The organism is Streptomyces sp. NPDC016469 (assembly GCF_040632905.1).
Lineage (GTDB): Bacteria > Actinomycetota > Actinomycetes > Streptomycetales > Streptomycetaceae > Streptomyces.
Genome location: NZ_JBEYCQ010000004.1, coordinates 283,842 through 304,320 on the forward strand (window position 1 = coordinate 283,842; position 20,479 = coordinate 304,320).

The window sequence follows — 20,479 nt, forward strand, 5'->3', positions numbered from 1 at the left end:
TACGGTCACTCTGAGCGCGGTAGGACTGACTGGCAGTACGGGTTGGGGGATAACGCGCACTCGGGGAGCAGGACATGGCAGCGAGACCGCCCGCACGGGGACGTGCGGCAAAAGGATCGGTTGCGGGGTTCGTGCTGCGGCTGGCGCGGGAGAGCATCCCCCGCACGCAGACGACGATGGCGGAGGCCCTGGATGTGGACCTGGGCACCTTGCAGGGCTGGGAGTCGGGGCGCCGCCCACTGGCGAACATGAAGGCGGGCGCGCTGCTCAGCCTGCGGCGCCGGCTCGGGTTACTCGGAGCGGATCCGCGGGTGGTGGGCTTACTCGATCCGGCGATGGACGCGGACCAGATCATCGGGGCAGCGCTCGACGCACCGGAGGAGCTGGACCTGCACCCGCTGGCGTCGTGGGTGCACACGAGGGACACCGCGCACATGCTGGCGTGGGCCTTGACGGGACTGGCGCCCCCAGCCCTCGCCAGCCGGGTTCCTGCACCCAGGCGGGGGCCTTCGGCTCTTGCTCCGCAGCTCGGCATAGGGGAGCGGGCGCAGTTTTTCGAGAACCTGCGGGATACCGCCGAAGCGGCGCGGAGCCCGGCAGGTGGGGCTCTGCTACACCGCCAGGCGCTCTATCTCGCCTCATACGACCGGGGACCCGCGGCGGCGTCCTGGACGGCGCAAGCCCTACATGCACGGCGCGGGGTGCTGGCCCGACGGGGGTGGTCGGAGCACTGGGCGGAGGCGCGTTCGACGGCGACCGCACTTGCCCGTCTGGGTGATCCCCAACCGCTTAGGGACTTCATCGAGCGGTCCCTGGCCGACGACGACACTGCCGAGGCCGCTAACTTGAACTACTGGGCCTACTGGCTCGGCGGCGTACGACTGCCACAGTCCGACGACCGGTTCATGCGGGATCGTGAACTGACCGCCTGGGACCCGGTCACGTTACTGCGGGGCCTGGTGCGAGGGTTCCACTACGCCCCTGGGTATGTCGACCTGTACGCCCACACCCTTTGGGCGCTGCTGATCGCGCACCCATGGCTCCCAGCAGCGGCGAAGGGGCTGGCGGGGGAGCTTGAAGCACGTACCGAGAGGGTGCTGGACGGGAATGGGATCTCGGAAAGGTCCCGCCGCGAACTCAACGTCGTGCACTACGTTTTGCGTGATCGCATCTGAGAGCGGAGGTCAGCACATGGCGGACGACACGGCAAAGGGCACAGCCGGCTTCATCTTCGAGATGGGCGTGATGAAGCAGGCCAAGAGGACCGGCTGGTGGTTCACCGGCAACAACAACCCCGAGTCGATCGCCGACCACTCGTTCCGAGTTGGGATCATCGGTGCCGTCCTCGCGATGATGGAAGGTGTGGACCCAGCGAAGGTCGCGCTGATGTGCATCTTCCACGACACCCAAGAGACCCGGATCGGGGACATCCCCCATATCGGCCGCCGCTACATCAAGGCCGCGCCGAACGAGACCGTCACCGCCGACCAGACCGCCCGCGCGCACCCGGCGGTGAAGGCCGGAGTCCAGCGTGTGGTTGAGGAGTACGAGGCCAACGACAGCCCCGAGGCGATCGTGGCCAAGGACGCGGACAAGCTGGAGTGCTTGGTGCAGGCGGTGGAATACCGGGCGCAGGGAAACACGCTGGTGCAGGACTGGATCGACACATCGTTGAACAGCCTCAAAACGGCGTCCGCCCGAGAACTGGCCGAGGCGGCGCTCACGATGTCGCCGCTGGAATGGCGCCAGACCTTCCTCGGCTGACTGAGTGAAACGACGTAGTCTCCGCCCCGGAGCGATCCGGATCGGCGGAGGCTACGCCGTATTCACGGTTCGAACGGCTCGGGCAGATCCCGCCACTGCACACCGGTCCGCACCCTGTAGAGAACACCGTTGACCACTCGACAGTGCTCACTCCACCGACCACCACGCGCACCACCAGGAGGTAAGAACGACTCCAGCCGATCGCACTCCGCATTCGTCAGATCGCCACGGCTCATACAGCCAGCCTGGCGCCAACGCGCGACCGGCGTCGGGAGATCCGAGTAACCGCGCCCAGGCCACATTGCGATCCTCGGAGGGCGACCGCCACGGCGGTCGGGGGAGTACCAGCGGTTCGGGGCAGGACGGGATGGACCATCGGCCGCCCCGGAGGGCGACCGCCACCCGGGCAGGCCGAAGCAATGAGCATCGCGGACTTGTGGTTGCGATCCTCGGCCGCCCCGGAGGGCGACCGCCACAAGATGTCGCAGAAGGACTTCGCCGCCGCGGTCAAGTTGCGATCCTCGGCCGCCCCGGGGGCGACCGCCAGGCTGGCTGACCAGGGCCTTTACCTCAAATCCGCCTGGGTTCTCTCCATGAACTCCTCTGCAGGCCCGGAGTTTCGGACATTCTCCTTGGGCGCGGCCCGCGTGTCACGTGTGTGCTTGGGGTTCCGAACCGCCAACGGCTCTCAGCGGAGTGGGTGAGTTCGAGGATGCAGCATCGGCGCGGCCATTTTCCCGTAAGCCCAGTTTTTCCTTTGACTGTCAGTGGGCTCGTGTAGCTTCTGCCTACCAGGCGAATCGGGGAGGTTCGTGCTGGCAAGGGGGTTTCTATGTCTTCAGTGTCTTCAATGCCTTTATATGCGCATAGTCGAAGTCCGGGAGCACTACGCCTACCGCCCCGCCAGGCAGGACTCATCCTCCTCGAACAGACGTGGTCCGAGTCAAGCGCGGTGGCGGTCGTCCTTCGGGGTGGCCGAGAATCGCAACTCGTGCCCCCTCCGCGCCGTACGGGCCCGGCAGGCCGTGGCGGCCGGGGATCGCAACATGGAAGGGGGCTACGCGCTGATCTGCCGGTGCGGTGGTGGCGGTCGGCCTCCGAGGCCGAGGATCGCAACTTCACCGAGTGTGCCAAGGGTGAGGCGGACAGCGTGGTGGCGGTCGCCCTCCGGGGCGGCCGAGGATCGCAACACCGGCCTGTACGACGGGACGGACCCGCTGGCCATCGTGGCGGTCGCTTTCCGGGGCGGCCGAGGATCGCAACGTCCGGGAGCACCCGGACCGGGTCCGCCTCACCGTGTGGCGGTCGCCCTTCGAGGCGGCCGAGGATCGCAACCTCCCGGGGCCGCTGCCCACCGTCGGCCAGTGGACGTGGCGGTCGCCCTTCGGGGCCAGCCGATGATCGCAACACGTCGGGTACGTGCGCGGGCGCGTCGACTCGGGCGGTGGCGGTCGCCCATCGGGCCGGCCGAGGATCGCAACGGCACGACCACGGTCGTGATCACACCGACGAGGAAGTGGCGGTCGCCCTCCGGGGCGGCCGAGGATCGCAACAGCATTGAACCCGTCTACCGCAACATCCCCTTCTGCGGTGGCGGTCGCCCTTTGGGGCGCCGAGGATCGCAACAGGAAGACGGACGCGAGACCGGTGATCCAGCGGAACGGTGGCGGTCGCCCTCTGGGGCGACCGAGGAGCGCAACGCCTAGACGCTGCGGTGGCTGCGCAGGATCGCCCCGTGGCGGTCGCCCTACGCGGCGGCCGAGGATCGCAACACGCACAACCCTGGCGAAGACGAGGAGACCGCCGAGGTAGAGGTAGCCCTCCGGGGCGACCGAGGATCGCAACGGGATGGCGCTGGACCTGTGGTCGAAGACCGACCTGGTGGCGGTCGTCCTCCGGGGCGGCCAAGGATCGCAACCAGGAGAACCTGGTGCTGCTGCTCGCGGAGGCGTATGGGCGGTCGCCCTCCGGGACGACCGAGGATCGCAACACCTCAGCGACCGCCGTACGAATCATCGTCGGCTCGGGTGGCGGTCGCCCTTCGGGGCGGCTGAGGATCGCAACCTGCTGTACGTCGGCATTCAGGGCGTCGGCATCCGGTGGCGGTCGCTCTCCGGGGCGGCCGAGGATCGCAACATCCGGTCCTGTGTGAACGCGCCGGCTGCGGCCGACGTGGCGGTCGCCCCCGGGGGCGACCGAGAATCGCAACCTTGGCAAGGCCGGCTACGGCAAGGTGGAGATGTGTGGCGGTCGCCCTCCGGGGCGTCTGAGGATCACAACGGCAGGACGTTGACCCACACAGCACCAGCGCGAGGTTGGCGGTCGCCCTCTGGAGTGACCGAGGATCGCAACGGATATGGCAGAGCCGCGGTCCCGGCGGCGTTGGCCCCCGGGGCGACCGAGGAGCGCAACGGTGGGCACGCCGAACCTCGACCGATGTATCCAAGCCACGAGCGTCGTTGTGTAGGTGAATGAACCTGGCGTCCGCCCGTCCGAACATACGAGATGACACCTTAGCGGAATTTCCCGGCCAATCCAAAGCGCAGGCCCCGTGGAGTATATGAACGTCTCGGAGACCTAGACGTTCCACTGGAAGGGCGGACAGTGATGGCTGTGCAGTTCATGGATGTAAGGCAGGTAGCTCAATACCTCAACATGTCCGTGCCTTGGGTGTACAGGGAGGCGGCAGCTGTGGGGCTGAAGGCTGACAAGTTCGGCAATGGAAGTAACGCCAAGATTCAATTCAAGTCTTCGGAAGTTCAGGCTTGGGTTCGGATGCGGCAGCTCTGAACGTCGTCGCTCTAAGGAAACGGCCCCGTGGGGCCCCTGTGCGTGTACCGACAGGGGCCCCACCTACGTTCTATGCAGCCAATCCCATATTGAGCATCTTCGCGGCCCTTCCGATTGAACCCGGAATTAGGTGGCGATAGATCTTGAACGTGATATCCAGGCTCCTGTGGCCCATCCATTCTGCTACGTCGGTGATCGGAATTCCGTGACTCAAGCAGTTCGAGGCGAAGTAGTGCCGGAAGCTGTAGATCACTAGCCCCTCCGGGATGTCCACATTTCCGGAGGCTTTGATTCGCTTCCATTGATTGGAGAGGCTGTAGGCCGGGTACGTCTGGCTGGGATCCCGAGGATGACGCATCAAGTACCCCTCGGGGCTCGTCCCGTGCTTATCGGCGTACCAGAGGATCGTCTGCCTCGTGTGGGCGGGGAGCGGTGTGTCGCGGTACTCGCCCAATTTTCGGTGCTTGAGGCGGTCATACAGCTTCGTCGTTTGGTTCACTTGCTCGGTTATTCGGTAGATGTCGTCGGCGACGATGTTGTTGATATTGACCGCTGCCGCTTCTCCGTTGCGCATTCCGCAACCGCTCATCAAGTCGGTGATCAGGAGGAAATCGTCATCGCCGGCAACCCGGAGCTTCTCCCCGGAGGGCGACCACCACGGGGTTGCAGATGCCGTGGGTGCGCAACGGGAGGCAGTTCCGATCCTCGGCCGCCCCGGAGAGCGACCGCCAATCCCGACGAGTTCCGCCTCCCCGCGGGTGACCATGTAGTTGCGATCCTCGGCCGCCCGGAGGGCGACCGCCACCGGAGACCGGCAGTGTGCAGCTGGCCGACGAGGACTAGTTGCGATCCTCGGCCGTCCCGGACGGTGACCGCCACCAAGGGCGTCGACCCTGATGGTCTTCTGCTTGGGGCTGTGACCCTTGGCCGCCTGAAGGGCGACCGGCACATGCCCAGGTGTGGGCCCAGAGTTTCGACGTCGAAGGCGTTTCGATCCTCAGCCATTCCGGTAGATCGGTTCTAGTGTAAACAGAGCTACACCCAGGTCTTCGGCTTTGGTGCCATTGCGATCCGCGGCCTCCCACCAGGCGACCGCCAGGGCCAAAGCATCCACTATGGGGCTGGCCACTATGTGGTTGCGATCCTCGGTCGCCTTGAAGGGCAAGCGCTAGCCGGAAATACAGCTCGCCGTGGTGGTCTGCGCTATTGGTAGCGACGCTCGGCCGTTCCGAGGACGATCGCCACCTGAGTAGTGTTTTGCGGTGCCCTGAGGAAAGGGGGCGTTGCGACCCTCGGCTGTCTCGGGGAACGATCGACGCATGTCGCGCCGCTCGGTGGCGAGGACAAATGGGCGTTTGTGATCCTTGCAGGCGGAAGATGAGTTCAGTCGATGAATCGGGTCAGGGTCACCCCGGCGGGCACGTTGTGTTCGTCGATGGTGATCCGGTCGGTGTAGTCGTCCCAGGATCGTGCCTCGCTGTGACCCAGGGGATTGATACGGATCAGATCGAAGAGCTTGTGGGCGGGGGCTCGTCCGTAGGCGTCGGCGTGGGAGAAGATGTACAGGCCGCGCATGGCCATTTCGCCGCGGGAGGATGCCCGGTCGTGGTCGAACATCATGGTCAGGGACTGCCAGTAGGCGGCGAGGTCTTCTGGGGTGACTCGTGCCTTGGCTCCGAGGGCTCCGGAGTAGAAGCCGTGGCCGCGGTAGAGGCCGTAGGGGATGTAGTGCTTGTTGCCCATCTCGGTGACCTTGCCCTTGGCCAGGTCCTCGGGCTTGTTCGGGGCGACACGAGTGATGCCAGCCTCGAGTGGGGTGACGGGGTCGATGGAGCGGGAGAAGGTGAGCTGCATGGGTCCGCGGGCCCTGCCGGCGTGCTTCTTCTGGTCGCCCACGGACATGACGGCTCCGAACAGGCGCACGTCCCAGAAGTTTCGGATCATCCATTCTTGCGCGGTGGCGGTTTCGCCTTCCTTGGCGCCCCCTTCGATGTAGGCACGCTGGATCTGCGGGTTGAGGGCAACACCTTGCTCTACGTACATCTCGAAGCCGGGCTTGCCCTGGTGGACGAGGGTGATGGTATTGCGGATCTTGCGCTTGAGGGCGACGTCGGTGATGAGGCCCTGCCCGGTGATGGGGTCGGTGCGGGGCATGCCTCCGGCGTCGGGGTCACCGTTGGGGTTGCCGTCCTTGACGTCGATGAGGAAGACGTAGTCGTGCTTGCGGGTGGGGTCCAGGTGCGCGTCGGTCATGGTTGTGCTCGTGTCCTTCCGGGGCAGTGGTGAACGGGTGGCGGCAGGCGTCTACCAGAGGGTGCTGTCCGAGGATTCGGTGTCCTCGGCAGAGACTTCGGGAAGGGCGTCCGCTTGCTGTTCTGCGGCAAGTTCCTTGCCGGCTTCCCGTGCCTTGATGGCTTGTGCCGCAGCACGTGCGGAGTGGGCTCGCTGGTGGTCGTAGCCGAGGATGAACAGGGCCTGCTGCTCGGCGCTCAGGTGCGCGGGAATGGTGTCGAGCAGGTCGAAGACGTCTCGCAGTCTGTTGTCCATGGCCTTGGCTGCGGGGTCACTGGCCCGGCCGATGGTGCGCAGGTGCGGGCGTGCTCCGATACGGAGGCGGGTGAGGACGGCTCGGGGGGAGACTACGGCAGTGCTCAGGTACTTGTCGGTGATGGTGGTGTTGACCTTGGGCATGGCCTTGCGCTGGATCGCTTCGAGCATGGCCATGATCCGTCCGCATACATAGCCGGGCTCGGTCGACTGGGGGTTCAGCTGGGGCACACAGAGCTCCTTGTGGCGGGTGGTGGTACGGATCAGGGCGAGGCGCAGCAGGGCTAGGCGGGGCCGGTCGAGGTGGTGGTCGGCGCGGATGCGTTGCAGGAGGACCGGCAGGAGATGAGCTGGTGGTGCGGCGCCGTGGAGTGCGGCTTTGGTGAGGTCGGCCTGGAGGTGCTTGGGGACGGTGGTGTCGATGTATTTGTTCTTGCGCTTGTCCCAGCGGGCGCAGGCGAGGGCGAGCCGCCAGACCGACCAGTAGGTGTAGATGTTGTTCCAGCCGTCCCAGGTCTGTTGGTCGGCGAACCAGGTCCCGAGTCTCTGTTTCAGTTCGGGGACAGGGATGGTGATCCAGTCGGCGACGATGACCCTGTTGGTGTTCACCCGCAGAGTGAGGGCGTAAAAGGCATCCTCGTCGAGGACCGTCAGCGCGTCTCGCCCCCTTTGGGGGTGGCGGAGGCCGGCGACGAGCTGGGCCACTTCCTCGGGCTGGGGGTCGCTCAGAGTCCACATGGATGTGTCGGTGTCGGGATCGCGGGTCCACCAGACGATGGCGGAGTCGTCGGCAAAGGCGCGGTGTTCGGGGTCGGCGAGCAGCCTGTTCAGAGCGGTGGCGGACTTGGTGCCGCAGTCGACGCAGATGGGGGTGGCACCAAGTTGCTTGGTGCCGGCACGGAAGTGGGCGGGTTGGTTGAGGCAGACCAGCTGGGTGTTCATCCCGGAGTTGGGGATGCCCTTGATGGGAACCGGCAGCGTGGACAGCAGGGGCATGACGTGTCCGCACACGAGGCAGAGTCCCTGGTTCGCCTTGCCCGTCCTCCCGCTCTTGGCCTTCTTGACCTTCTCGGCCCACCAGCTCCTGGCCTCTGGCAGGTCGTGGAGCCACTCGCCGTCCACGCTGATGGCGATGAGGTGGTCCTTGTCCATCTCCAGCGGCCACGCGGTCGGCATCGGGCCATTCAGCCACGCGGACACTGTCTGTGCCTGGGGAAGATGTGGGTGGTCGTCGCACCAGGAGGTGACCAGGTCACGGTAGGCGGCATGTCGATTTCTTGCCTTGGTGACGTCGACAGCGCCGATTGAGAGAGTCCTCTCCCCGTCCGGTCCTTTGATCAGGCCGGGGTGGGCGAGCGCGAACTGTGCGGTGTCGGCTAACAGGAGTGGTGCCGGCTTGGACCCTGAGCGGCCGGTGTACGGGGCGGTGATCTTCCGCTGTTCCTGACGAAGGTCGATGACCAGCGGTTCGGTGCTCCCCATGCCGGTGCCGGATAGGTCGATCTGCCACATGACCCGGCGCGCGAGGTAGTACTCGGGGGTGTCGTCCTGGCGGCTGCCGGCTTGCCGGACAAGGCTCTGCAGCAGCATTTCAGGCCACCCCGTCCGCGGAGGCGCGCCCCTCGGCGCCGGGCATGCCACTGACTTCGGCGGGGGCGAGCGGGCGGTCGGGCACATGGAGAACGCCGTGCTCGAGGCTCGCCCGGAACCAGTGGTAGCGCTCCTTGCCTTTCGGGAGGTACTCGATGTGGTGGAGCATCAGTCCGAGTTCGTCGATGGGCGGAATGCCTGTCTGGTCAGCCGGGGTGACTGCACCGGCTTCCTCCGCCGACCCATGGGGCCCGAAGAAGGCTGCGAATTCACGGCAGCCGAAATGGGGTTGCTCGTAACAGGCGCCCCGTACGAGCCGGCGGTCGAACTGGTCGCGGTACTTCGGCAGCGGCGCGGTGCACCGACCAGTGGCGTGGATGGTCGCGTGGACGCGGTAGGCGACATCGCTCAGGGCGACGGTGACCCGCTGACCGCGGTCTTCGGTGACGTCATAGTAGTAGCCGTTGTTGGCCCGCAGGCTCACGTAGGCGTTCTTGGTGATGATCGAGTTGTTGACCTCGTTGCGCCGGAAGCGGGTCCACCTCACTGGCTTGAGCTGTTCGATCCGCTCGATCCGGTAGGTCATCTCCGGCTTCCAGAAGATGGCCTCCAGGAGCCCTCTCGCTGCGGAGGGGGTCATAGTCGGATAGGAAACACGTTCGACTTTGAGCTCCGGGCGGGTGAAGCATGCCAGCGGTCCCCATGTCTCCACCTGGACATGAAGGGGCCGGTCAGCCCTTACCTCGAGCTGCTTTCGGGGATGTGACGCAGTCATGCACTTGTTCCCATTCTTGCCTTCTGGCGCAGGCTGTTGTCAGTGCCTGCGTCTACCTTCCTTACGTCGCGCGACCCCGAAGTCTGCACCTGCGCTTCGACATGTATGCGGCGATCTGGTCGGATCTCAGCGCATACCTGATAGAAAGTCAAATATGGTTGTACAAAGGGCAGTTGCTGCGCTAAAGGGTGTCTTGCCGTCCCCTGTAGACAGGCTCGTGGCTCACTCGCCGGGCCATCAAGGGACATGGCACTGGTACGAAGATCACGCCCGCGGTACGGCCGAACTGGCTAGCCGGTTCGCCGAGCCGTGGGGAGGCGGAGATCTCGCCTACCGGCTCGGACGCGACCACGACACGGGCAAAGGAGCCTGTGCATGGCAGGAAGGATTGATCGAGGAGGCCACCACCGGCCGCAAGATCAGACGACCCCCGCATAACAACGCCGGGACGCTCTTGTTCGCGCGGACGGCCGAACGGGTTCCCGCCCTGCTGCCATGCGCCGGAGTGATCGAGGGACACCACACCGGTCTGTCCGCGTGGTCGGAAGTCCGACTCCGCCTGAAATCCCTGATGATCGACTCCAGCGAGGTGGACGAAGCGATCCACCGCGTAGCCATGGTCATGCCGGAAGTCCTGGACGGCTCATGCCCCACCGTCCCGAACTGGCTCGATCCGCGCGATACGGCCGCTGTGGAGATGCTGGTCCGCATGACCTACTCGGCCGTGATCGACGCCGACCGGCTCGACACCGCCGCCCACTTCAGGCCCGGCACGCACATCAGGCCGCACGTCGGGATGCATGAGCTATGGGAGCGGTACGAGGCCCGCAGACAGGGGGCCATTGTCGAACGTCAGCGTTCCAAGGGTGCCTCCTGGCTGGACAAGCTGCGTGAGAACGTCTACCAGGAGGCCCTTGAGGCCGCCGCTGGCAAGCCTGGCGTGTACCGGCTGCACCTTCCGACGGGCGCCGGAAAGACGTTCACCGGCGGCGGCTTCGCTCTCCGCCACGCTTCCCTGCACGGACTGCGACGCGTCATCGTCGCAGTCCCGTTCATCTCGATCACCGAGCAGAACGCAGCAGAGTACCGAAGCCTCCTGGACCCGGAGCAAGGACCACCGGTGGTGCTGGAACACCACTCTGCCGTGAACGTCGAAGCACCACAGTCCCCCGGCACCTCGACCAACGCACGCCACGGCCAGAAACGTGGACAACCGAACCGGTGGGCGAAACTGGCGACCGAAAACTGGGATGCTCCCTTCATCGTCACCACCACCGTCCGCCTGATCGAAACGATCTTCGGAAACACCCCATGGGCCACCCGCCGGCTTCACCGGCTCGCCAACTCCGTGATCGTCCTGGACGAGGTCCAGGCTCTTCCCGACGGGCTCCTGACGCCGATCCTCTCGGGTCTGCGGGAACTCGTGGAGCACTACGGCGTGACCCTCGTGCTGTCATCGGCGACCCAGCCGGAACTCGCCGCACTGAATCCCTGGCGCTCCGGCCTCCCGCAACGTGACGTCGTCGCCGCCCCCGCGCCACTCTTCGAACAACTGCGCCGGGTCAGGTACGAGTGGCGGACCGGCCCGGACGTGACCCTCACAAGCATCGCCGCCGAGGCGGCCGACCACGACCAGGTCCTCGTCGTGGTCAATGGGACCAAGGACGCCAATCGGATCCATCGCGCCTGGATCGGCACGAACCACGAGGAAAACCCAGGCATCTTGCATCTGTCGACCCGCATGACCGGCGGCCATCGCCGAGAAACCATCCAGGCGGCGAAACAGCGTCTGGGGGAGGGTATGGGAACCTTCCTCGTGTCGACCTCTCTCATCGAAGCCGGCGTCAACCTCGACTTTCCCCGCGGGTATCGCGCCAAATCAACACCGGAGTCCGAGCAGCAGGCTGCCGGACGGATCAACCGCGAGGGCAAGCGCCCCGTGAAGGACAGCGTCATGACGGTATTCGACCCTCAGGACGGCCTCAAGCCGGAGATGGTCTACAACACATGCGCCATCGCAGCAGCCTCCCGTCGCTTCGGCGACGGGCTGGCTGATCCCGACGATCTGGACGCTCTCCGCTCGTACTACCAGCACCGCTACCGCCTCCAGGCAGGACAGCATTCCAAGGACCCCAATGGAGCCACCGGGGAAGTCATCGAGGCGCTGCGAGCAAAGCTGCACTACCCGGAGGTCGCACGCAGAATGCGGATGATCGACAACGAGCACTCCCTGGCTGTGGTCGTCATCCGTCCCCGCCTCGAAGAAGAAGCCCGACAGGCCGTCCAGAAGGCAGTTGACCAGCTCCGCCACGGCCTGCCGACGCCAGCGACCTACCGAGCCCTCCAGGAACACATGGCATCCATTCCCAAACGGGAGCTGGAACTGGCGATCAACGCCGGCCACGCCATCGAAATCACCGGTGACCTGCACCAGTGGGTCGGCTCCTACCACCCCCAACGAGGCATCGAACCTCCCGCATGACCATTCAGACCACCGAGTAGCATTTCAACTACGCCGGAACCTCAAGCACATACACGACACGCAGATCGCACCGAAGCAAAGTGTCCCTTTCGGTGCTTTGGTCGCCCGCTCGCAATGCCGACTGCGCGGGCTGGGAACACACGTCCAGGGCGGCCGAGGATCGCAACAGGCTGAGACCGCTCGGGAACCGATACCCGGGCCGATGTGGCAGTCGTCGGCCGGGGCGGCCGAGGATCGCAACAAAGATGTGCGCATGCTCCCAACAAGTACCGAGATGTGGCGGTCGCCCTTCGGGGCGACCGAGGATCACAACGGCCTGTTCGCGGGCACCGCCGAGGGCCGGTTCGCCGTGGCGGTTGCCCTCCGGGGCGACCGAGGCTCGCAACGGCTGCGCCCACGCGTCCAGCCACATGCGCACGCGCGTGGCGGTCGCCCCCGGGGGGCGACCGAGGATCGCAACGGCGATACTGATGCCGATTCACTGCTCGACGAAGACGTGGCGGTCGCCCTCTGGGGCGGTCGAGGATCGCAACGGGGTGAGTTCCGCCGACCATGTTCCGTCCCCCTGCGTGGCGGTCGCCCACCGGGGCGGCCGAGGATCGCGACGGGTTGGTCACGCTCGTGCCCGGGCCGGCGTGCGGAGGTGGCGGTCGCCTTCCGGGGCGGCCGAGGATCGCAACTTCTGGACCATCTGTGCGTGGCTCATTGGCGTTGCCGTGGCGGTCGCCCGACGGTGCGGCCGAGGATCGCAACGACGACAGCCTCACCTGGACCGACCCGGGCAACGGCAGTGGCGGTCGCCCTCCGGGGCGGCCGAGGATCGCAACATCTGGGCGTCCGTGGTGGCGGCGTCGACTTAGGGTGGCGGTCGCCTTCGGGGCGACCGAGGTTCGCAACTCCGCTTCCCGGCCCTCGGTGGTCGCGGCCCGTACGGGTGGCGGTAGCTTCCGGGGTGACCGAGGATCGCAACGCCGAGACGAACTGGGTGATGCGGCCGGTCGGGGCGGTCGAGGATCGCAACAGCACCAGGAGGCGAACGCGGCGCTCGGTCTGACGGGTGGCGGTCGCCCTCCGGGGCGGCCGAGGATCACAACTGTGCCTGGTAGAGCTCAGCCGTGCTCTCAGCATCGTGGCGGTCGCCCTCCGGGGCGACTGAGGATCGCAACCAGCGGGCCGTCGTCGCGAAGTACCAGGGCACTACGGAGGATCGCAACATCGAGACCGGTGGCGTGATCAGGCTGTGGGGCGGGTGGCGGTCGCCCTCCGGGGCAGCCGAGGATCGCAACCTCGGTAACGACCGCATCGCGCCGTACACGAAGCAGTGGCTGTCGCCCTCCGGGGCGGCCGAGGATCGCAACCGCTGAAAGTCGCGGAGCCCGTCAACCTGAATCGTGGTGGCGGTCGCCCTCCGGTGCGGCCGAGGATTGCAACGGCCCGTCCGGCACCGCCGGTACGACCTCCTGGCCGGCGGCGGTCGCCCTCCGGGGCTGCCGAGGATCGCAACTTCCAGAAGGGCCTAAAGGAACAGCATGAAGAGCATGGGTGGCGGTAGCCCTCCGTGGCGGCCGAGGATCGCAACACGATCAGCAGGACCGCTATGCCGATGGGGCCGGTGTGGCGGTCGCCCTCTGGGGCGGCCGAGGATCGCAACTCCAGCTCAAGCCAGGCCGGAGCCAGCAGCATGCGCGTGGCGGTCACCCTTCGGGGCGGCCGAGGATCGCAACACGTAAGCCCGGCCGGCTACGGACAGCACGACCGCAGGTGGCGGTCGCCCTCCGGGGCGGCCGAGGATCGCAACGTTTCCTGCGGCGCGTACTGACCGGTGAGCACCTCGTGGCGGTCGCCCTCCGGGGCGGCCGAGGATCGCAACAACCGGGTGGTCCTGGACGACGCGAGGAACCTGTCGTGGCGGTCGCCCTCCGGGGGGCCGAGGATCGCAACCCGGCGATGATCCTCGCGTCGTCGGCACCGTGGACGCGGTGGCGGTCGCCCTCCGGGGCGGCCGAGGATCGCAACAGCCCCGCGCTCCACCTGCACGCCATGCTCCCCGCGTGGCGGTCGCCCTCCGGGGCGGCCGAGGATCGCAACGCGTTCGGCGGCAAGGACAACACGTTCGTCAGCGAGGGTGGCGGTCGCCCTCCGGGGCGGCCGAGGATCGCAACACCACCCGCGCGCAGCGCCTCCTGGACCGCCACCCTGGTGGCGGTCGCCCTATGGGGCGGCCGAGGATCGCAACGCTGCTTCCACCGAACCGGGAATCTGCCCACTCTTGTGGCGGTCGCCCTCCGGGGCGGCCGAGGATTGCAACCGCGTCATCGACGGGCAGCTGCACCTCGACCAGGCGGTGGCGGTCGCCCTCCGGGGCAGCCGAGGATCGCAACGCTGCGCTTGGCCCGGCGCCGGGCGGTCTTCCGCTGGTGGCGGTCGCCCTCCGGGGCGGCCGAGGATCGCAACGCCAGGCCCCCGTCCATGTCTCCGGTCGGCTGTCCAGGTGGCGGTCGCCCTCCGGGGCGGCCGAGGATCGCAACAAGATCGAGGAGGAGAGCAAGGACGTCGAGGCGGCTGGTGGCGGTCGCCCTCTGGAGTGACCGAGGATCGCAACGGATAGGGCAGAACCGTGGTCCCGGCGGCGTTGGCCCCAGGGGCGACCGAGGAACGCAACGGTGGGCACGCCGAACGTCGACCGATGTATCCAAGCCGCGAGCGTCGTTGTGTAGGTGAATGAATCTGGCGTCCGCCCGTCCGAACATGCGAGATGACACCTTAGCGGAATTTCCCGGCCAATCCAAAGCGCAGGCCCCGTGGAGTATATGAACGTCTCGGAGACCTAGACGTTCCACTGGAAGGGCGGACAGTGATGGCTGTGCAGTTCATGGATGTAAGGCAGGTAGCTGAATACCTCAACATGTCCGTGCCTTGGGTGTACAGGGAGGCGGCAGCTGTGGGGCTGAAGGCTTACAAGTTCGGCAATGGAAGTAATGCCAAGATTCAATTCAAGTCTTCGGAAGTTCAGGCTTGGGTTCGGATGCGGCAGCTCTGAACGTCGTCACTCTAAGGAAGCGGCCCCGTGGGGCCCCTGTGCATGTATCGACAGGGGCCCCACCTGCGTTCTATGCAGCCAATCCCATATTGAGCATCTTCGCGGCCCTTCCGATTGAACCCGGCATTAGGTGACGATAGATCTTGAACGTGATATCCAGGCTCCTGTGGCCCATCCATTCTGCTACGTCGGTGATCGGAATTCCGTGGCTCAAGCAGTTCGAGGCGAAGTAGTGCCGGAAGCTGTAGATCACTAGCCCCTCCGGGATGTCCACATTTCCGGAGGCTTTGATTCGCTTCCATTGATTGGAGAGGCTGTAGGCTGGGTACGTCTGGCTGGGATCCCGAGGATGGCGCATCAAGTACCCCTCGGGGCTGGTCCCGTGCTTATCGGCGTACCAGAGGATCGTCTGCCTCGTGTGGGCGGGGAGCGGTGTGTCGCGGTACTCGCCCAATTTTCGGTGCTTGAGGCGGTCATACTGCCTCGTCGTTTGGTTCACTTGCTCGGATATTCGGTAGATGTCGTCGGCGACGATGTTGTTGATATTGGCCGCTGCCGCTTCTCCGTTGCGCATTCCGCATCCGCTCATGAGGTCGGTGATGAGAAGGAAATCGTCATCGCCGGCAACTCGGATCTTCTTAAGCTGGTCAGGTGAAGGAATAACCGCGCGCTTCGGGTCGTACTGCGGTGGCTTGATGCCCTCCAACGGGTTGTCGTCGTACAGGCCGAGGCGGTGGGCATCGAGGAGGATGGCCTTCAACTTGTCGAAGGCATTGGATTGGGTTGCCAGCCCGGCCCCCTGCCGTTCCATGGTCTGGATGAAGCCGTCCACCACCTTGTGGTCGAAGCTGCTCATGCGACGGCTGCCAAGAGCGGGGATCAGGTGGTGCCTCATCAAGGACTCGAGGTGGCGCAGTGAGCTCGCGGACAGGTCGCGTTGGCTCGACTTCCAGTCCGCGGCGTACTCCTCGAAGCGCATCTGCCCGTACTTCTGGATCCGGGCTGCCCTGGTCTGACTCTGCGGCGCAGCCTTCTTCGCGGTGTGGATGGCGGTCAGCCGCTCGATGGCCTGGTCCTGGTCGGCAAAGCCCGATTCCTCGGTCTGCTTGCCGGCCGTGTTGCGGTACCTGATCTTGTACTCGTGGGGGCACTTCGACCACCTGCTGTTGCTGTGCTCGCAGTCCTTGAAGAAGGTGCCCATACCGCGGGCCAGGGGTTTGCTCGCCATCGTTCCGTCTTCGGGGTCGCTTGCTGACACTTTGCTGACCACGGATGGTGCGTCACGCCTCTGAGCTGGGATGAAACGCCGAAGGCGTGATATGTGGTGGAACTTCGTGGGCAGGAGCCAGGGCGAGATCGCCCGGGCTCGCGAGGACTGGATGGGCGGTGACCGGTTCGGCACCGTGCACGGTGACGACGGCCCGCCGATTCCGGCGCCCGCGCTGCCGGACGTGGCGCTGAAGCCGTGGGGGCGCGTGCGCTGAGCCGGTGGCGCCCCGGAGGGGTTCCGGGGCGCCACAGCAGGGGTCAGACGCCGAACGCGGCGGGGTACTGGATGGTGCCCGTCGGGGCCGGGCGGGTGTCGTCCAGGATCATGGCCATCATGGCCTCGTCCGGAACGTCGAAGGGGGCCCGGATGCCGAAGCCGGAGGCCGGTGTGAAGCCGAACCGGGGGTAGTAGGTGGCGTGCCCCAGGACCAGGACGAGGTTTTCTCCCCCGGTCCGGGCGGCGCTCAGTGCTGCACGGATGGCCGCCGAGCCGGCACCGGTGCGCTGGGCCGATGGCAGGACGGCGCATGGAGCGAGGGCGAGCGCTGGTTCGCCGTCGACGTGACAGCGGGTCAGCAGTGCGAGCGCCACGGGGGCGTTGTCGGGGCCCGTCGCGACCATGGAAAGGCCGTCGATCCATGCCTTCGGGTCGGCGCGCAGGGCCTCGACGATGTCGGCTTCCTGGGGGGTCGGAAAGGCCGCGAGGTTGATGTCACGGATGGCGGGGATGTCGTCGGGGGTCTCGGGGCGGGTGGTCCACAGGGGCATGGTCGTTCCGTTCTCAGGGGCGAGTGGGGCGGTGCCGGCGATGGAGTCGTGGTGGCCGCTCACCGCTGGCGGTCCCGGAACCGGTAGGTCGCCCGCAGGTGCTGCGTGATGTCCTTCTTGGTGGCCTCGCGGCCGGCCCGCAGGCGGGCGTCGGTGCGCGAGGCTTCGTAGGCGTTCTCCCTGAGCAGCCGGTCGTAGCTGGCCAGCCGGCGCCGGGAGATCTCCCCGGTCTCGACGGCGGCCTGCACCGCGCAACCCGGCTCGCTGCCATGTCCGCAGTCGGTGAAACGGCATTCCCGCGCGAGGAGTTCGATCTCCGCGAAGGTCTGCTCAAGCCCCTTCTGCGCGTCGTGCAGACCGATTGCCCGCAGGCCGGGAGTGTCCAGCAGGACCCCGCCGCCCGGCAGCGGGACCAGCTCCCGCCACGCGGTGGTGTGCCGGCCCTTCCCGTCCACGTCGCGCACGGTGCCGGTCGCCAGCCGCTCCTCGCCGAGCAGTTGATTCCCGAGAGTGGATTTGCCCGCCCCCGAAGGACCGAGCAGCACGATGGTGCCGTTCAGGACAGCCGTCAGGGTGTCCAGTCCCTCCCCGGTCACGGCGCTGGTGACGAGCACCTCCGCGCCGGGTGCGACCTCGGACACCTCGGCCGCGGCCTGCTGGGGGTCCGCACACCGGTCGGCCTTGGTGAGTACGACGACCGGCCGGGCTCCGCTCTCCCAGGCCAGAGCGAGCATGCGTTCCGTCCTGCCGTGCTTCCGCGGAACAGCCAGCGACACCGTCACCACGACGGTGTCGACGTTCGCGGCCAGGACCTGGCTCCGGGAGGTACGCGAAGCGGTCGACCGTACGAGCGACGTGCGTCGCTCCAGTACCGCGTGCAGCACCGGCCCGCGGCTCGCGGTGGCAGGAGACAGGACAGCCCAGTCGCCCGCGGTGGGCGCTACCCGCTCGGCGCCGCCGGGGATCTCCGCATGGCGGATTCCGGCGTCGGTGCCCGCTTCGCACGAGCCGTGCTCGGCGCGCACGATGCGGGCCGGGACCAGTCCGGCCTCGCGGTAGGGGGAGAAGGCGTGGTCCCACGCCTCGTCCCAGCCGTAATCCGTGAGGGAGTACGGCTGGGCATGGTGGTGGTGCGAGAATTGAGACAACGTAAAGACCCTTGAACGAGGGCCCCGTGGGGGAGCGCGAAGCTCAGGTCAGACCGGGGCCCGGGACGTGAGGATGGTCCGGAGGGCGCTGCGAACGGCAGCGGTCTCTACGGCAGTCATCAATCTCACCTCCCATTCATCGAGCGTCGACCCAGTCGTCTCTGCGACATGCACGCTAACACGGCTCAGAAGAGCCGGGGCGCCTCCACCCAAGGGTCCGTACGGCCTCGGCCGTACTCCCGCGCTCGACGATTGCCAAGATCGTCAAGATCGGGGAGGCGCACATCGAAGTCGTTCGGGTGGTTCTGCCCCCCGACCACGAAGACGCCGCTGACCGGTGAGGCACGGCTGCCTCGGGCCCCCCGAAGCGGCGTCGTACGGGGTGACCGCGCCCGGCACCGGACAGGTGCGACTCCACATCTCCATAGAGTTGTGGCGAGGAGGGGAAGGCGGGGCGGAGGCCCCCAGCCGGTTCGCGCGCTGCCTCCTTCATCTCGCGGCTGCCAGAGGGAACTTGGCGCCGGTCGTCCACCGAATTGGGAGTTCGTACGTGACGCCTCAGTGCTCCGACACGCGTCAGATCGCCGCGCAGCGCCGGGCGGGCGACCGGGCCAGAGCCGGTGGGCACACCACGGCCGAGCCATCCGCGCTGCGTGCCGCGCTCGCCGCCGCGTCCGAGGACACCCTGGTGTACGACCTGGACGGCATCGGGCGGCAGTACGCGGCACTGTGCGGCGAACTGCCGGGCCTGGAAGTGCGGTTCGCAATGAAGGCGTGCCCGGTGGACGAAGTGCTCGGCCATCTCGCCCGGCTCGGGTCCGGCTTCGACGCGGCCGGTCCGCAGGAGATCGCGCAGGCGCTGCGCACCGGAGTGCGGCCCGGGCTGATCCACTACGGCAACACCGTCAAGTCCGACCGCAACATTGCCGAGGCGTACCGGCTGGGCGTGCGCGACTTCGCCACCGACAGCCGCGAGGACGTCGCCGCGATTGCGCAACACGCCCCCGGATCACGGGTTTTCTGTCGGGTCTCCACCACCGGGAGCGGCGCGCTGTGGGGGCTCAGCCACAAGTTCGGCTGCTCGCCCGAGGACGCCCTGCGCGTGCTCGGAGCGGCCCGGGCCGCCGGCCTTGTGCCGTCCGGGCTGTCGGTGCACGTCGGCTCCCAGCAGATGACGGCGGAGGCGTGGGGTGAGGCGATCGAGACACTGGCCGACCTGGTGACCGCGCTCAACCGGCAGGGCATCGTGCCGGACCGGATCAACCTCGGCGGGGGGCTGCCGGCGCTCGGCGTGCTCGACCGGTACGGGCGGCCACTGGATCCTCCGATGGACAAGATCTTCCGGGTGATCCGCGACGGCATGGAACGGCTGAGCGCCGGCAACGCGGGGCCCCTGCGCTTCCTGCTGGAACCCGGCCGGCACCTGGTCGCCGATCACGGCGCTATCCGGGCCCACGTTGCCCGGCTCACCTCCCGCCAACGGCTCGACGGCACCCGCGAGGACTGGCTCTTCCTCAGCTGCGGCAAGTTCAACGGCCTCTACGAGATGGACCAGTTGCGGTACCGGCTGGAGTTCCCCTCCCGCTCCGACGGCCGGTTCGTCGAGGCCCTGGTGGCCGGACCGACCTGCGACAGCGACGACGCGTACGCGCGGGAGGGCGGCGCGGTCCGCGTTCCGCGCGCCGTTGCCTCCGGCGACCCGGTCTGGGTCCACTCCTGCGGCGCGTACGCTACCGCCTACACCACCCGGGGCTTCAACGGCTTCGCGCCCCTGCCCTACACCTGTGTCGGTGGCGCATGACGGATTCCGGGACGATCCGCCCGCTCCGGGAAGAGGACTGGGGCGAGGTGGTCGCGCTGGAGCGACGCGCCTATGCGGCAAGCGGTCTGTCCGAGGGCGAGGAGGCACTGCGGTCCCGGCACCGCGCATCGCCGTCCACCTGCTTCGTGCTGTTGTGCGAGGGTGCCTTCGGCGGCTACCTGCTCGCCCTGCCGTACCCGCTCGGCCGCTGCCCGGACCTGCGCCTGCTCGAACAAGTGGGGCCGGCGGGGACCAACCTGCACCTACACGACCTGGTGATCGCCGAGCGGCTGCGCGGGCGCGGCCTGGCTCCCCGGATGCTGCGGCACCTGGAGGAAGCCGGGCGGACGGCCGGATACCGGACTTCCTCCCTGGTCGCCGTGCACGGCACGCAGGGGATGTGGTCCGCGCTGAACTACCGCGTCCGGCCCGGAACCCCACTGCCCGCGAGCTACGGCCCGGCCGCGGTCTACATGACGCGGGAGTTGAACGGGTCGGGCTGACC

The 20,479-nt window shown here is 67.1% G+C and carries 14 protein-coding genes, 2 pseudogenes and 1 CRISPR repeat array; of the genes and pseudogenes, 8 read left to right on the plus strand and 8 right to left on the minus strand.

Annotation, left to right across the window (positions count from 1 at the left end; translation table 11 throughout):
• Nucleotides 1–131: 131 nt before the first annotated feature.
• The gene (locus ABZ565_RS06570) at nt 132–1,175 is read left to right on the plus strand and encodes an XRE family transcriptional regulator (protein WP_361021102.1); all 1,044 of its coding nucleotides are present in this window, start codon (nt 132–134) and stop codon (nt 1,173–1,175) included.
• 16 nt (nt 1,176–1,191) lie between these two features.
• Nucleotides 1,192–1,764, plus strand: a complete 573-nt coding sequence (locus ABZ565_RS06575) for an HD domain-containing protein (RefSeq protein ID WP_361021104.1) — start codon at nt 1,192–1,194, stop codon at nt 1,762–1,764.
• Nucleotides 1,765–1,841: 77 nt separating this feature from the next.
• Here ABZ565_RS06575 and ABZ565_RS06580 read toward each other — a convergent pair.
• Nucleotides 1,842–2,000: pseudogene (locus ABZ565_RS06580) on the minus strand (transposase); the annotation flags it as partial.
• Nucleotides 2,001–4,386: 2,386 nt separating this feature from the next.
• Between ABZ565_RS06580 and ABZ565_RS06585 the strand changes: the two are divergent.
• A complete protein-coding gene (locus ABZ565_RS06585; protein WP_361021180.1) occupies nt 4,387–4,554 on the plus strand; it encodes a helix-turn-helix domain-containing protein in 168 nt (55 codons plus the stop codon).
• A gap of 70 nt (nt 4,555–4,624) precedes the next feature.
• Here ABZ565_RS06585 and ABZ565_RS06590 read toward each other — a convergent pair whose 3' ends face one another.
• The 4 genes from ABZ565_RS06590 to cas5c all read right to left on the minus strand — a co-directional run bounded on the left by ABZ565_RS06590 (nt 4,625) and on the right by cas5c (nt 9,466).
• Nucleotides 4,625–5,359, minus strand: a complete 735-nt coding sequence (locus tag ABZ565_RS06590) for a tyrosine-type recombinase/integrase (protein ID WP_361021106.1) — start codon at nt 5,357–5,359, stop codon at nt 4,625–4,627.
• A gap of 578 nt (nt 5,360–5,937) precedes the next feature.
• Entirely contained in the window at nt 5,938–6,807 is an 870-nt protein-coding gene (gene cas7c / locus ABZ565_RS06595; RefSeq protein ID WP_361021108.1) for a type I-C CRISPR-associated protein Cas7/Csd2, read from the minus strand.
• A gap of 51 nt (nt 6,808–6,858) precedes the next feature.
• On the minus strand, nt 6,859–8,691 hold the full coding sequence (gene cas8c / locus ABZ565_RS06600; protein WP_361021110.1) for a type I-C CRISPR-associated protein Cas8c/Csd1: 1,833 nt from the start codon (nt 8,689–8,691) through the stop codon (nt 6,859–6,861).
• 1 nt (nt 8,692) lies between these two features.
• The gene (gene cas5c / locus ABZ565_RS06605; protein WP_361021112.1) at nt 8,693–9,466 is read right to left on the minus strand and encodes a type I-C CRISPR-associated protein Cas5c; all 774 of its coding nucleotides are present in this window, start codon (nt 9,464–9,466) and stop codon (nt 8,693–8,695) included.
• A 154-nt stretch (nt 9,467–9,620) separates the two neighbouring features.
• Between cas5c and ABZ565_RS06610 the strand changes: the two genes are divergently transcribed.
• Both ABZ565_RS06610 and ABZ565_RS06615 read left to right on the plus strand, forming a co-directional pair.
• On the plus strand, nt 9,621–11,948 hold the full coding sequence (locus ABZ565_RS06610) for a CRISPR-associated endonuclease Cas3'' (protein WP_361021114.1): 2,328 nt from the start codon (nt 9,621–9,623) through the stop codon (nt 11,946–11,948).
• A 1,249-nt stretch (nt 11,949–13,197) separates the two neighbouring features.
• Nucleotides 13,198–14,610: a CRISPR direct-repeat array (repeat unit 37 nt; unit sequence GTGGCGGTCGCCCTCCGGGGCGGCCGAGGATCGCAAC).
• Nucleotides 14,611–14,805: 195 nt separating this feature from the next.
• Complete coding sequence (locus ABZ565_RS06615) at nt 14,806–14,988, plus strand: helix-turn-helix domain-containing protein (RefSeq protein ID WP_361021116.1); 183 nt, start codon at nt 14,806–14,808, stop codon at nt 14,986–14,988.
• A gap of 70 nt (nt 14,989–15,058) precedes the next feature.
• Here the strand turns inward: ABZ565_RS06615 and ABZ565_RS06620 are convergent, their stop codons facing one another.
• Complete coding sequence (locus ABZ565_RS06620; protein WP_361021118.1) at nt 15,059–16,258, minus strand: tyrosine-type recombinase/integrase; 1,200 nt, start codon at nt 16,256–16,258, stop codon at nt 15,059–15,061.
• A 49-nt stretch (nt 16,259–16,307) separates the two neighbouring features.
• Here ABZ565_RS06620 and ABZ565_RS06625 point away from each other — a divergent pair.
• Nucleotides 16,308–16,472: pseudogene (locus ABZ565_RS06625) on the plus strand (pirin); the annotation flags it as partial.
• A 43-nt stretch (nt 16,473–16,515) separates the two neighbouring features.
• On the opposite strand, the gene ABZ565_RS06630 reads toward ABZ565_RS06625, so the two are convergent.
• Together ABZ565_RS06630 and rsgA are read right to left on the minus strand one after the other, a co-directional pair.
• On the minus strand, nt 16,516–17,025 hold the full coding sequence (locus tag ABZ565_RS06630) for an N-acetyltransferase (RefSeq protein WP_361021120.1): 510 nt from the start codon (nt 17,023–17,025) through the stop codon (nt 16,516–16,518).
• A 59-nt stretch (nt 17,026–17,084) separates the two neighbouring features.
• Entirely contained in the window at nt 17,085–18,173 is a 1,089-nt protein-coding gene (rsgA, locus tag ABZ565_RS06635) for a ribosome small subunit-dependent GTPase A (RefSeq protein WP_361021122.1), read from the minus strand.
• Nucleotides 18,174–18,822: 649 nt separating this feature from the next.
• On the opposite strand from rsgA, the gene ABZ565_RS06640 reads away from it, so the two are divergent.
• Nucleotides 18,823–19,974, plus strand: a complete 1,152-nt coding sequence (locus ABZ565_RS06640; RefSeq protein ID WP_361021182.1) for a type III PLP-dependent enzyme — start codon at nt 18,823–18,825, stop codon at nt 19,972–19,974.
• Nucleotides 19,971–20,477: a GNAT family N-acetyltransferase gene (locus ABZ565_RS06645; protein ID WP_361021124.1), complete on the plus strand. Its 507-nt coding sequence runs from the start codon at nt 19,971–19,973 to the stop codon at nt 20,475–20,477. The genes ABZ565_RS06640 and ABZ565_RS06645 overlap by 4 nt, the downstream gene beginning before the upstream one ends.
• Nucleotides 20,478–20,479 lie beyond the last annotated feature (2 nt).

Bases quoted from the DNA above. Each gene is read 5' to 3' on its own strand.
- cas5c (WP_361021112.1), bottom strand. From the start codon at position 9,466: ATGACTGCGTCACATCCCCGAAAGCAGCTCGAGGTAAGGGCTGACCGG.
- cas8c (WP_361021110.1), bottom strand. From the start codon at position 8,691: ATGCTGCTGCAGAGCCTTGTCCGGCAAGCCGGCAGCCGCCAGGACGAC.
- ABZ565_RS06610 (WP_361021114.1), top strand. From the start codon at position 9,621: ATGGTTGTACAAAGGGCAGTTGCTGCGCTAAAGGGTGTCTTGCCGTCC.
- cas7c (WP_361021108.1), bottom strand. From the start codon at position 6,807: ATGACCGACGCGCACCTGGACCCCACCCGCAAGCACGACTACGTCTTC.
- ABZ565_RS06585 (WP_361021180.1), top strand. From the start codon at position 4,387: ATGGATGTAAGGCAGGTAGCTCAATACCTCAACATGTCCGTGCCTTGG.
- ABZ565_RS06615 (WP_361021116.1), top strand. From the start codon at position 14,806: ATGGCTGTGCAGTTCATGGATGTAAGGCAGGTAGCTGAATACCTCAAC.
- ABZ565_RS06575 (WP_361021104.1), top strand. From the start codon at position 1,192: ATGGCGGACGACACGGCAAAGGGCACAGCCGGCTTCATCTTCGAGATG.
- ABZ565_RS06645 (WP_361021124.1), top strand. From the start codon at position 19,971: ATGACGGATTCCGGGACGATCCGCCCGCTCCGGGAAGAGGACTGGGGC.
- ABZ565_RS06630 (WP_361021120.1), bottom strand. From the start codon at position 17,025: ATGCCCCTGTGGACCACCCGCCCCGAGACCCCCGACGACATCCCCGCC.